Origin of the sequence: Kocuria marina (assembly GCF_000786655.1) — a bacterium.
GTDB lineage: Bacteria > Actinomycetota > Actinomycetes > Actinomycetales > Micrococcaceae > Kocuria > Kocuria marina_A.
This window is the reverse complement of the sequence record NZ_JROM01000007.1, coordinates 101349-113381: the sequence shown is the minus strand read 5'-3', so window position 1 is coordinate 113381 and position 12033 is coordinate 101349. Positions and strand designations below refer to the sequence as shown.

Genomic DNA, 12033 nt, shown 5'->3' with positions numbered 1-12033 from the left:
CGCCCCAGTCTAGCGACGCACCGTGTTCAGCCCCGAGTCCGCGGGTCCGGGGTGGTGGCCAGCAGCTCCCGGTAGAACGGGAAGCGACGCATGTAGTCCTGGATGTAACTGCACGTGTCCCGGACCTTGAGGCCGCGTTGCCGGTAGTCGTCCAGCACGCGCGTGACCAGTGTCCGCGCGTATCCGCGGCGGCCGAAGGCCTCCGAGATGATCGTGTGCTGCAGGTCCACGGTGCCGTCCTCGAGCACCTCCACGCCCAGGAACCCGATGTACTGCTCCCCGTCCCACAATTCGTAACGTGAGGCGTCGTGGTTGGGGACCACCTTCAGGTCCGGGCTGTCGTTGATCTGCGGGGTGGGTTCAGTCGTCACGGCGGTGACCTCCAACTCGGGCTGTGTGTCCCATCACGCTATCCCATCGCCCCTGGTCGCGGTCCCGGTCGCGGCACCGTGCGTGTACTCGTCGATCCGGTAACGGACCCCCTTGGCGGACTCGGCCCAGTCCGCGACCTCGCGCCGCGCCCACTCGTCGTCGAGCTGCGGGGCGTGGGTGTCGCCGGTGACGTCCAACTCGATGGTGGTCACGAGCGCCCGGGTCAGGGGCAGCGGGGCGTACGCGGCGGCCTCGCGCCACACGCCCGGGCCGCCGATCACCCAGATCTCGCGCGCGGTCCCCGGCACGAGGGATGGCCCGTCCGAGGAGGCGGCACCGGTGGGCGCCGAGGCCTCGGTGCGCGCGGCGTCGTCGGCGCCGGAGGTCGGGGGCAGCAGGCGCAGCGCGAGGGCCACGGCGGCGTCGTACGAGTCCACGGCCCACACCCGCGAACCGTCCGCGGGCACGGAATCCGGACGCGAGGTGATCACGATGTTGGGCCGCCCCGGCAGGGGCCGGAAACGCTCCGGGAAGGACTCCCACGTGCGCCGGCCCATGATCACCGGGTGCCCCACGGTGGTGCGCGAGAAGAACTTCAGGTCCTCGGGCACGTGCCACGGGATGCTGCCGTCCGCCCCGATCACGCCGTCCGGGGACTGCGCCCAGATCCCGCCCACGACGACGTCGCTCCCGCCGTCCGCGCGCCGCTCACCCTTTGCGGGAGCCACGATCGTGGCGAGTGCGTCCGAGCCTTGCCCGTTCACGACGTCCCCGTTCATACCGCCACCGGGGCCTTGATACCGGGGTGGTGCTGGTAGTCGAGCACCTCGAAGTCCTCGAACTCGTAGTCGAAGATCGACTCCGGGTGCCGGCGCAACTGCAACCGGGGGTACGGGTAGGGCTCACGCGCGAGCTGGGTGCGCACCTGCTCCAAATGGTTGGAGTAGATGTGGCAGTCACCCCCGGTCCACACGAACTCACCCGGGACCAGATCGCACTGCTGCGCGACCATCACGGTGAGCAGTGCGTAGGACGCGATGTTGAACGGCACGCCCAGGAACAGGTCCGCCGAACGCTGGTACAGCTGGCAGCTCAGGGCGTCCGGACCGTCCTCGCGTGGTTGCACGTAGAACTGGAACAGCGCGTGGCACGGCGGTAGCGCCATCCGGTCCACTTCCGCGGGGTTCCACGCGGTGACCATGTGCCGGCGCGAGTCCGGGTGCTCGCGGATGGAGTCCACCACGCGCGCGATCTGGTCGATGCTCTCGCCGTGGCCCGCGGGCCAGCTGCGCCACTGCACGCCGTAGACCGGACCGAGTTCGCCGTTCTCGTCCGCCCACTCGTCCCAGATGCTCACGCCGCGTTCCTGCAGCCAGCGCACGTTGGACGAACCGGTCAGGAACCACAGCAGCTCGAGCGCCACGGACTTGAAGTGCACGCGCTTGGTGGTCAGCAGGGGGAACGAGTCCGTGAGGTCGTAGCGGATCTGGCGCCCGAACACGGACAGGGTCCCCGTGCCGGTGCGGTCCGTCTTGGGGGTCCCGTTCTCGAGCACGTCCCGCAGGAGGTCCTCGTAGGGAGTGGGGATGGGCATGGGTCTCCTCTCACGACGCCGCTGCGGCGGCCTCCGCGCGGCGCGCACCTCACGAACGGTCGGGGCGCGCCCGGGTGGGGACAGCGGCGTCGGCGTGGGCATGAACGTGGGCCGGGGGGGCCGGCGGTCGGGGTGGTGTCAGTCGTCGAACGGGGAAATGATCTCGAAGCCCACGGCGCGGGCGCTCTGCGAGGCCCGGGGCATGTGCAGCACGATCATCTGACCGGGGCTCAGGTACGGGTCCGCGTCCGGCAGTTGGCCCGCGAGCGCGGGCGGCAGGTGCTTGGCGAGCACCTTCAACACGGTGGGCAGCACGGGGCGGTGGGTGCACAGCACCACGGGACGCTCGGTGTCGAAGAGCTGCTCGGTGACCTGGGCCGCGCGCTTGGGGTGGCGCTTGTGCGCGGCCTCGGTCAGTTGCGAGCGCTCCTTGACCTTGATCCCGTACTTCTTGGCGTAGGGCACCACGGTGGACATGCAGCGCAACCACGGGGACGTCACCACGCGCTGCGGTTGCCACGCGGCGAGCAACCGGGTCACGGCGAGTGCCTGGCGCTTGCCCGTGGCGGCGAGGGGGCGGTCCCCCTCGGCGCGCTGCCACGAGGAGCGCGGCTTGGCCTTGGCGTGGCGGATCACGATCACGGGGCGCGTGGCCAGGGAGGCCCGCGCGTACAGGCGGGCGAGTTCGTCCAGGGGAGCGGCGTCGTCCTCGTTGGTCAGGATCGAGCGGGCCCGGGCCACGGGCAACCAGCTCATCCGGTCCACCTCGTCGTCCTCCGGGGACGTGTGGGCGAACGGGGAGACCTCCGCGGCCCAGTAGCGCACGAGCTTGTCATGACCGCGGACGGTGTACTCGGTGTCCGCGAGGTGGACCCCCAGGGTGATGTGCAACCCCGTCTCCTCGCGCAGCTCGCGCACGGCCGTCTCCGGCAGCGTCTCGCCGTCGTCCTGCTTGCCCTTGGGCCAGGACCAGTCGTCGTAGCGGGGGCGGTGGATGACCAACACCTGGAGTTCGCCGTCCACCACCCGCCAGCACACACAGCCGGCGGCGAGGATGTCGTACTTGCTCAGGGTCGTGTTCTTCGCCATGACCTGCTCTCCGTCGTCGGACGCTCGACCCGACCGCGCGGCGCGGGCGGGGTTCGGTAACGATCGTAGCCGTCGTCAGCCGCGGTACATGACGTCCACGTGCCAGCGCTCGAAGCCCAGGGACTCGTACAGCGCCACGGCCGCGGGGTTGTCCGCGTCCACGTACAGCATGACCTCGTCCAGCCCCTGTTCGGCCAGGTGGTTGATGCCCGCCGCGGTCAGGGCGCGGCCGAGTCCGTGACCCTGCTGGTCCGGGGCGATCCCCACGGCGTAGACCTCACCGATGGCCGCGGCGTCCCCCGAGGCAGGGTGCACCTTGGTCCAGTGGAAGCCCGCGACGTCGTCCGGGTTCTCGGTCGCGACCGCGAGCAGGAAACCCCGCGGATCGAACCACGACTCGTTCTCGCGTTCCTGCAGATCGGCGAGCGTCATGCGGCCCTGCTCGGGGTGCTCGGCGAACGCCGCGGCGTTGACCCGCAACCACGACTGCTCGTCCCGGCCCACCTCGAACGCCCGGATCTCGAGATGTTCCGGTAGGTCCACGGGCAGGGGGACGTCCTCGGCGCCGGCCACGGCGCGCTTGAGCTGGTAGAGGTCCCGCACGGCCTCGAGGCCGTGGAGCTCGGCGAGGCGTTGCGCGGCCACGTGGTTGCCGTGGGCCCAGGCCTCCACGGTGCCGTCCAGCTGAGCGCGCAGCTGCCCCGCGATCGCCGTGGCCACACCCCGGTTGCGGTGCTCGGGGTCCACCACGAGCTCCACCGTGTACGTGGACGCGCGATCCGGCTGCGGCACGACCACCGCGGCACCCACGAGGCGCTCGCCGTCGGTGGCCGCGACGCACGTGACCCCCGCACGGCCGGAGCGCACGTCCACGAGGGTCTGGTCGGAGAACGGCGGTTCGCCGTCCGCGGCGTGGGCGCGCTCGGCGAGCGCCACGAGATCGTCGGGGAACGGGATGTCGTCGTGGGCGGTCACGGTCACGGACATGGGATGCCTCCTCGGTGGGTTATGGCGCGCGATCAGGGCGTCTGGTCCCTGCCCGCGGTGTAGCTGTACCCCACGTTACGCACCGTGGTGATCAGGTGCTCGTGATCCGCACCCAGTTTGGCTCGCAGCCGACGGATGTGGACGTCCACCGTGCGCGTCCCGCCGTAGTAGTCGTAGCCCCACACCTCGGAGAGCAACTGGTGGCGCGTGAACACTCTGCCCGCGTGCTGGGCCAGGAACTTCAACAGCTCGAATTCCTTGAACGTGAGGTTCAGGGCCCGCCCGCCCAGTTTCACGGTGTAGGAGTTCTCGTCGATCACCACGGCCCCGGCGCGGATCACGGCGTCGTCGTTCTCGAGCGCGTTCGTCCCGGCGTCGGCGAGCGCGAGGCGCAACCGCGCCTCGATCTCGGCGGGTCCCGCGGTGTGCAGCAGGACGTCGCTCACGCACCATGACGGCGCCACGGCCGCCATCCCGCCTTCGGTCACCGTCACGAGCACGGGCAGCGGGCGTTCGAGCCCGGACAGGGAGACGGCCGTGTTGCGCGCCGTCACGAGGTTGCGGGTGCCGTCCACGATCACCACGTCCGGGCGCGCGGACCCGGTCAGTGCACTGCTCTCGTCCGGGGCGTGCACCCGCACCCGGTGCGGCAGCAGCTCGAGCGCGGGCAGCGCGGACTCCACGGCGGGGGATGCGGTGCTGAGCAGGGCGATGTGGGTCACTGTGGGATCCGCTCGGACGCGAGGTGACCGCTCCCGCGCGGGCACGGCCGATGACCGGGCCAGTATAGGCGGGCCCCGTGGACGTGCGGGGGTACACGTGACCCGCCGCGAGGCCCGCGCCGGTTACGCTGAAACGGGTACGCACCACACCGCCCGCCCTCGGCCCCGAAGGAACCCCGCCATGAAGTACGCGCGCATCATCGTCGCCGCCGTGGTGGCGCTCGTCCTCGCGCTCACGGCGGGCGTGATCGGCTCGTGGGCGCCGCTGCTCGTGTCCGTGGCCATGGCCGTGACGATCGGTGTGGGGTGGCCCGCCGCCGCGGGGATCCAGGCGCGGCGCCGGCACAACGTGCTCATCGCGGTGGCCGGCACCCTCGCGTGCCTGCTCGTACAACTCGTCCCGTCCCAGCGCCTCGTGTGGTTGCCCGCGATCATCGGTGTGTCCTTCATGGCCGTGTGCGTGGCCGAACTCGTGCGGGGGGAGGGTGCCAAGTACCGTCTGGAATCCGCGCTGGCCTCCGCGACGGGGGTCCTGGCCGCGGTTGCCGCCTCGGGGTGGATTGCGTTCTCCCGCGTGGCCCACGACCAGGGACTGAGCAGGTGGCTCACCGTCGCGGGCGTGGGCGCCCCGCTGACCATCATCCTGGTGGTCGCCGGTGCCCGCGTGATCTCCGCGGCCCCCGAGAACCTGCGCCGCAGGGGCATGATCACGCTCGGTGTCACACCCGTGGCACTGTTCGGTATGGTGGCCGTTTTCGCGACCCAGCTACTGGCCGCCGTGGTAGCGTGAAGCCATGCTTGCTCTCGAAATCTTCTACCTCGTCCTGCTCGGCCTCGCGGGCCTGTGCATCCTCGGAATCTCCTTGAAGGTCGTGTTCAGCCTCTTCAAGGGCCAGCTGTAACTCGTGCCCGTCGAGATCCCCACGGACCTGACCCCCGAACTCGTTCCCTTCGCATGGCTGTTGGGCACGTGGGAGGGCAACGGCTTCATGGGATACGGCGACGCCGAACAACGTGCCTTCCGGCAACGCGTCACGTTCGAACAGACCGGCTTACCGTTCATGATCTACCGCGCGCAGACCACGCTGCTCAACGAAGAGGGCGAACCCCAGCGCGAGGCCACGTACGAACAAGGGTTCTGGGAGCTCGCCCGTCCTCGTGAGGACGGCGACATCGGACCCGGGATGCTCCCGCCGGACCCCGTGCCCGTGCTCAAGTCCGCACAGGACGTCGAGGACCTGCGCAACGCGGACGGCGGCTTCGACATCTCCGTGACGATCGCCCAGCCCGGCGGCGTCGCCGAGCTGTACCTGGGCCAGATCAAGGGCCCGCGCGTGGACCTCAGCACGGACGCCGTGATCCGCGCCCGCGGTGCCAAGGAGTACGTCTCCGGGACCCGGCTCTACGGGCTCGTCAACAACCACCTCATGTGGGCGTGGGACATGGCCGCGCAGGGCCACGAACTCGCTACGCACGCTTCCGCCGAACTGAGCAAGGTCGAACCCCAGAAGTGACTGACACCGCACCCTCATACTCCTCCGTCCTGTTGCACCGCCACGGTGCCGTGACCGCGGAAGCGCTGGACGAGGGGGTCGCGGCGCACTACGGCGCCCCCGTGCACGAACAGCGCGCCCTGGCCCGGGGGAGGGCCGTGGTGGACCAGTCCCAGCGCGGCGTCGTGACCGTGAGTGGCCCCGATCGACTGAGCTGGCTCACCACCTTGTCGTCGCAGGTGCTCACCGGACTGACCCCGGGAGTCAGTACCGAAACCCTCTTCCTGAGCATCCAGGGCCGCGTGGAATTCGCTCCGCACGTGGTCGACGATGGCGGGACCACGTGGTTGATCACCGAGGCCCGGGAGGCCGCAGGGCTCGCCGACTGGCTGACCACCATGCGCTTCGCCCTGCGGGTGGAGATCGAGGACGTCAGTGACCGCTGGGCGGTGCTCGTCGCCACGCGGGACCTTCGTGAGCTGCTTCCCGCCCAGACCAACCCCGTGCTGGTGTGGCACGACCCGTGGCCGGGCGTCGGCGCGGGCGGTCACGCCTACGCCGTGACCGAGGACCACCCGGGTGCCGCGCGCTCGTGGTACGAACACCTGATTCCGCTCGCGTCGTTGGAGACCGCGGTCGCGGGTCTCGAGGAACAGGGGTACTCGCTCGCCGGTTCGTGGGCCGCGGAGGCCCTGCGGATCGAGGCCTGGCGGCCGCGCTGGGGCGCGGACACGGACGAGAAGACCATCCCGCACGAACTGGACTGGATGCGCACCGCCGTGCACCTGGCCAAGGGCTGCTACAAGGGCCAGGAGACCGTGGCCCGCGTGCACAACCTGGGCCACCCGCCGCGCCGGCTCACGTTCCTGGACCTGGACGGTTCCCAGCACACGCTCCCGGGCCCCGGGGCCACGGTCGAGCTGAACGGCAAGGTCGTGGGTCGCGTGACCGCGGCCCAGTTGCACCACGAGGCCGGCCCCATCGCGCTCGCCGTGCTCAAACGCTCGGTCGCCCCGGACGCGGTGCTCACCGTGCGGGACACCGTCGTGCAGGGCTCGGAGGAGGCCGCATCGAACGGCAACGGCGCGTCCGACGACGCCGCGGGCGGCACGTCCGCGGACGCACCCGCCGAACAGTGGGCCGCCGCCCAGACCGTGGTGGTCCCCCCGGATGCCGGGTCCGTGGTGGGCCGGGCCCAGGGGCTCATGCGCGGTCCGCGCGGCGGTGGAATGCGGCTCTGACCTAACACGACTGATATGTGATGGCGCCCCGTTCCCCTCGGAGGGGAATGGGGCGCCACCACGAGTCGGGGCTCAGCGACCGAACAGCACCTTGGCCTCGTCGTAGCGGTCCTGCGGTACCACCTTGAGCCCGTCGAGCGCCTCGGAGAAGTCCACGCGCACCACGTCCGTGCCGCGCAGCGCGCACATCTTGCCCCACTGCTTCTCGGTGGCCATCCCCACGGCGGCGATCCCCAGTCGCGTGGCCAGGACACGGTCGAAGCCGGTGGGCGCGCCACCGCGCTGGATGTGACCCAGGATCGTGTTGCGGGTCTCGATGCCGGTGTTCTCCTCGATCTCCCGCGTCACGAAGTCCCCGATGCCCCCCAGCCGCGGGCGCCCGGACGCCTCGGTGCCCTTGCCCGCGATGGCCTCCTCGCGGTCGTCGGGGATGAAGCCCTCCGCCACGACAACGAGCGGTGAGCGGCCACGCTCGTGGACCTCACGGACCCACTCGGAAACCTGCTCCATGGACTCCCGGAATTCGGGGATCAGGATGGCGTGCGCGCCGGCGGCCATGCCGGAGTGCAGCGCGATCCAGCCCACGTGGCGGCCCATGACCTCCGCGACCATACACCGGTGATGCGATTCGCCGGTGGTGCGCAGCCGGTCCATCGCATCCGTGGCGATCGAGACCGCGGTGTCGAAACCGAACGTGAAGTCGGTGGCCTGCAGGTCGTTGTCGATGGTCTTGGGCACGCCCACCACGGGCAGCCCCGCGTCCGCGAGCCGCTTGGCGCCGGCCAGGGTGCCTTCGCCGCCGATCGCGATCACGGCGTCGATCCCGTGACGCTCCAGGACCTTGGCGATGTTCTCGGGACCGCCCTGGGGGCCGTCGAAGGGGTTGGTGCGCGAGGTGCCCAGGATGGTCCCGCCCTGGCGCGCGAGGCCGCGTACACTCTGCCGCGGCAAGTCGATGATGTCCCCTTCGACGACGCCGCGCCAGCCGTCCCGGAAGCCCACGAACTCGTGATCGAAAGATTTGATGCCGTGTAACACCGCGCCGCGGATCACCGCGTTGAGTCCGGGGCAGTCCCCGCCGCTGGTCATGAGCCCGATTCGCATGTGTGCCTCAGTTCCCCTCTGTCGTGTCGTATCGTTGTTCCCCTTCCATCCTAGTAATGCGCGCTCGGCGTTGCCCGGGACACCGGATAAACGGATGCGCGGCACATGGTGGGTCCCGTCCACCCGTGGTTAATGTGGACAACTAAGATCGGGGGAGGATCTGTGAACACGCCGTTCGCGATGTCAGGCCACCAGGAGGACGTTATGACCGCCCAGCAAGAACCGGCCCGGGAGAACCTGCGCGAGTTTATCGACAAGCTTGTGGACCAGGGTTACACCGTGCGGGACGGGCAGTCCCCGGACCCCGATCTGATCGACCCGGGTGGAAGCGCGGTGGAGACGTGGCGTGAGGGGTACCCGTACGACGAGCGGATGTCCCGCGAGGACTACGAGCTCGAGAAGTACCAGTTGCAGATCGAACTGTTGAAGTTCCAGTACTGGGGTCAGGACAACGACCTCAAACACGTGATCGTGTTCGAGGGTCGGGACGCCGCGGGCAAGGGCGGGACCATCAAGCGTTTCACCGAGCACCTCAACCCCCGCGCCGCCCGCGTGGTGGCCCTGAACAAGCCCTCGGACCGCGAGCAGGGCCAGTGGTACTTCCAGCGCTACATCCAGCACCTGCCCACCAACGGTGAGATCGTGCTGTTCGACCGCTCGTGGTACAACCGCGGCAACGTGGAGCGCGTGATGGGCTTCTGCACGGACGAGCAGTACGAGAGCTTCATGCTGCAGGCGCCCGTGTTCGAGAAGATGCTCGTGGACTCGGGGATCCACCTGACCAAGTTCTGGTTCTCGGTGACGCAGCACGAGCAGCGCACGCGCTTTGCGATCCGCCAGATCGACCCGGTGCGCCGCTGGAAGCTCTCGCCCATGGACCTCGCGTCCCTGGACCGCTGGGAGGACTACACCGTGGCCAAGGAGGAGACCTTCCGCCGCACGGACACGGACCACGCCCCGTGGATCACCATCAAGTCCAACGACAAGAAGCGCGCCCGCCTCAACGCCATGCGCTTCTTCCTCAACCAGTTCGACTACGAGGACAAGGACACCTCCGTGGTGTACCCGCCAGACCCGCTGATCGTGCGCCGCGGCCGCGACGCCGTGGACGACTGACACCCGGCTCCTCCCACCGTTCCCCGGAAGCGTCCATGGTTGGTTCCACCCCCGTGAGCCGCCCGGCCTGATTGATTCGTGGCTGGGCGGCCGCTGGCGTATCCACCCTGTGCGAGGCCACGTCCCACTACGCGGTGGACCCGAACCCGCCGAACGTGGCCCTCCTGGCGTTGACCCTGTCGATCGCGGGGCTCGTGTGCGTGCTTCTCGCCGGGCGGCGTCTCGGCGCCGTACGAACCGCGTGTGTCGTGGCGCTGAGCCAGCTGCCCTTCCACGCGCCGTTCTCGCTGGGCGGTCATGCCGCGGGATCGTCCTCCTACATGTCGGGGACGATGCATGCGCACGGCCACGCTCACCACGCTCACGTCATGGACGCGCAAACCCTGGCCCCTGCCGACCCGCTGGCCATGGGTCACGACCCCATGGTGTGGGCCCACGTGGGCGCGGCCGTCCTCACGTTCGTGCTGATCCGGCACGCGGAGGACGGGTGGTGGCGGCTCGCGCATGCCGCCGCACGCGTGTTCTTCACCGCCCTGGCGCTCGCGGTCCCGGCGCTCGTGCCGTGTCACGCGCCACGGCCCGTACCCCTGGCCTACCTCCTGCCCCCGCGCACGTGGTCACCCGTGCGCATCATCTCTCGACGCGGACCGCCGGCTCTTTCCGTCTGAGCCGCTGTCCTTCCGAGCACACCCCGGGCACTCGTCCGCCGGGTGTCCTCACCACATGTCATCGAGAGGTACTTCATCATGTCCGCAACACTGGACGCACCGTCGTCCGAGCGCGCCCGCGAGGGTGCGCGCCCCTCCCACGCCTGGCTCATGGCCCTGCTACGAAGACTGCACTTCTACGCGGGAATCCTCATGGGGCCCTTCCTGATGATCGCCGCCCTGTCCGGGCTGCTGTACGTGTTCACACCGCAACTCGAACGGGCGGTCTACGCCGACGCCCTCACCGGCACGCAATCCGAGGCCCCGTGGAGCATCGACCGGCAGGTCCGGGCCGCCCAGCGCGAGATCGGTACGGACGACGCACCCGTGGCGGTGCGCCCCGCCGCCGAGGGTGGCACCACGCGCGTCATGTTCGCCGACCCCTCCCTGGGCCGCTCAGAGTCCCGGGGGATCTTCGTGGACCCCGGGACCGGCCGGGTCGTGGGGGACATGACCGTCTACGGGACCAGCGGTGCACTGCCGCTGCGCACCACGATCGACCGGTTGCACCGGGACCTGCTGCTGGGTGAGCCCGGGCGGCTCTACAGCGAGCTCGCGGCCTCGTGGCTGGGTGTGATGGCCGTCAGCGGCGTCGTGCTCGTGGTGCTGCACCGACGCCGCATGGGTCGGGGCCGCCGCGCCCGGGTCACCCTGGTGCCGCGCCAGGGAGAGGCCAACGCGTATCGCCGGACGCGGTCGTGGCACACGGCCACGGGTGTGTGGCTCGCGCTCGGCTTCCTGTTCCTCGCGGCGTCGGGACTCACGTGGTCCGCGTACGCGGGGGAGAACGTGTCGCAGCTGCGCAGCGCGTTGCACTGGACCACCCCCAAGGTGTCCACGGCCCTGCCGGGCTCCGCGCCGCAGCAGGGTGCCGGGGACGAACACGCCGAGCACCACGGCCACCAGGGGCACCAGGGTCACACGGACCCGTCCGCGTCGTTCGACGCCGTGCTCACGGCCGCGCGCACCGCCGGGTTGGACTCGCAGCTCGTGGAGATCCGCCCCGCCGCGTCCCGGGACGCGGCGTGGACCGTGGCCGAGAACGACCGGTCGTGGCCCACCCAGGTGGACAGCATGGCCGTGGACCCCGAGAGCCTGCGGGTCACCGACCACGTGCGCTTCTCCGAATGGGGCCTGCCCGCGAAGCTCACGCAGTGGGCGATCGCCGCGCACATGGGTCTGCTGTTCGGTCTGCCCAACCAGATCGCGCTCGCGGTCCTGGCCGTGGGCCTCGTGGTCCTGGTGGTGGGCGGTTACGTCATGTGGTGGCGCCGCCGTCCCACGCGCGCCGCGGGCGCGGGTTTCGGCCCCGTGCCCCCGCGCGGCGCGCTGCGCAGCACTCCGCCGTGGACGTGGCCGCTGCTGCTCGCGGTGGGTCTGGGCGCGGGGTTGTTCGTGTCGTTGCTGGGCATCTCGCTCGTTGCGTTCCTCGCGGTGGATCTCGTCATCGCCGCCGTCGTACGACGCCGCTCGGCCTGGAAAGCCGCGCAATGATCCCCTGCACGGGCGGCGCTTCTCGAACGGGCGGCGCACCCCGAGCGGGCGGCGTCCCCCGAACGGATCGCACCGCCTGAACTGACGGCGCCCCGTGAAGGAAGGGCACCCCTG

Annotated in this window: 13 protein-coding genes; 6 read left to right on the top strand and 7 right to left on the bottom strand. The window is 70.3% G+C overall.

Annotated elements, in window-relative coordinates:
• Nucleotides 1-26: 26 nt before the first annotated feature.
• The 6 genes from AS25_RS01195 to AS25_RS01170 all read right to left on the bottom strand — a co-directional run bounded on the left by AS25_RS01195 (nucleotide 27) and on the right by AS25_RS01170 (nucleotide 4764).
• A complete protein-coding gene (locus tag AS25_RS01195) occupies nucleotides 27-371 on the bottom strand; it encodes a GNAT family N-acetyltransferase (protein ID WP_035960424.1) in 345 nt (114 codons plus the stop codon).
• A 33-nt stretch (nucleotides 372-404) separates the two neighbouring features.
• Complete coding sequence (locus AS25_RS01190) at nucleotides 405-1151, bottom strand: dihydrofolate reductase (protein ID WP_084117931.1); 747 nt, start codon at nucleotides 1149-1151, stop codon at nucleotides 405-407.
• Nucleotides 1148-1966, bottom strand: a complete 819-nt coding sequence (locus AS25_RS01185) for a thymidylate synthase (RefSeq protein WP_035960039.1) — start codon at nucleotides 1964-1966, stop codon at nucleotides 1148-1150. Before AS25_RS01185 ends, AS25_RS01190 begins: the two co-directional genes overlap by 4 nt.
• A 138-nt stretch (nucleotides 1967-2104) precedes the next feature.
• Nucleotides 2105-3055 carry an NUDIX hydrolase gene (locus tag AS25_RS01180; protein WP_035960029.1) on the bottom strand — a complete coding sequence of 317 codons (951 nt, stop codon included), beginning with the start codon at nucleotides 3053-3055 and terminating at the stop codon, nucleotides 2105-2107.
• A gap of 75 nt (nucleotides 3056-3130) precedes the next feature.
• Entirely contained in the window at nucleotides 3131-4042 is a 912-nt protein-coding gene (mshD, locus tag AS25_RS01175; RefSeq protein WP_035960017.1) for a mycothiol synthase, read from the bottom strand.
• 32 nt (nucleotides 4043-4074) lie between these two features.
• On the bottom strand, nucleotides 4075-4764 hold the full coding sequence (locus AS25_RS01170) for a winged helix-turn-helix transcriptional regulator (protein ID WP_035960005.1): 690 nt from the start codon (nucleotides 4762-4764) through the stop codon (nucleotides 4075-4077).
• A gap of 181 nt (nucleotides 4765-4945) precedes the next feature.
• Between AS25_RS01170 and AS25_RS01165 the strand changes: the two genes are divergently transcribed.
• The 3 genes from AS25_RS01165 to ygfZ all read left to right on the top strand — a co-directional run bounded on the left by AS25_RS01165 (nucleotide 4946) and on the right by ygfZ (nucleotide 7498).
• Nucleotides 4946-5554 (top strand): hypothetical protein, encoded by a 609-nt coding sequence (locus AS25_RS01165; protein ID WP_035959995.1) that lies wholly within the window; start codon nucleotides 4946-4948, stop codon nucleotides 5552-5554.
• A 115-nt stretch (nucleotides 5555-5669) separates the two neighbouring features.
• A complete protein-coding gene (locus AS25_RS01160; RefSeq protein WP_035959982.1) occupies nucleotides 5670-6278 on the top strand; it encodes a nitrobindin family protein in 609 nt (202 codons plus the stop codon).
• Nucleotides 6275-7498, top strand: a complete 1224-nt coding sequence (gene ygfZ, locus AS25_RS01155) for a CAF17-like 4Fe-4S cluster assembly/insertion protein YgfZ (protein ID WP_253270427.1) — start codon at nucleotides 6275-6277, stop codon at nucleotides 7496-7498. The genes AS25_RS01160 and ygfZ overlap by 4 nt, the downstream gene beginning before the upstream one ends.
• A gap of 72 nt (nucleotides 7499-7570) precedes the next feature.
• Here ygfZ and AS25_RS01150 read toward each other — a convergent pair whose 3' ends face one another.
• Nucleotides 7571-8602 carry a 6-phosphofructokinase gene (locus tag AS25_RS01150; protein WP_035959970.1) on the bottom strand — a complete coding sequence of 344 codons (1032 nt, stop codon included), beginning with the start codon at nucleotides 8600-8602 and terminating at the stop codon, nucleotides 7571-7573.
• A 204-nt stretch (nucleotides 8603-8806) separates the two neighbouring features.
• Here AS25_RS01150 and ppk2 point away from each other — a divergent pair, with 204 nt between their 5' ends.
• From ppk2 to AS25_RS01135, 3 genes are all read left to right on the top strand, one after another.
• On the top strand, nucleotides 8807-9718 hold the full coding sequence (gene ppk2 / locus AS25_RS01145; RefSeq protein ID WP_172644385.1) for a polyphosphate kinase 2: 912 nt from the start codon (nucleotides 8807-8809) through the stop codon (nucleotides 9716-9718).
• A gap of 71 nt (nucleotides 9719-9789) precedes the next feature.
• A complete protein-coding gene (locus AS25_RS01140) occupies nucleotides 9790-10386 on the top strand; it encodes a hypothetical protein (RefSeq protein WP_253270426.1) in 597 nt (198 codons plus the stop codon).
• Nucleotides 10387-10464: 78 nt separating this feature from the next.
• Nucleotides 10465-11919, top strand: a complete 1455-nt coding sequence (locus AS25_RS01135) for a PepSY-associated TM helix domain-containing protein (RefSeq protein WP_052160599.1) — start codon at nucleotides 10465-10467, stop codon at nucleotides 11917-11919.
• The last annotated feature ends 114 nt before the right edge of the window (nucleotides 11920-12033 follow it).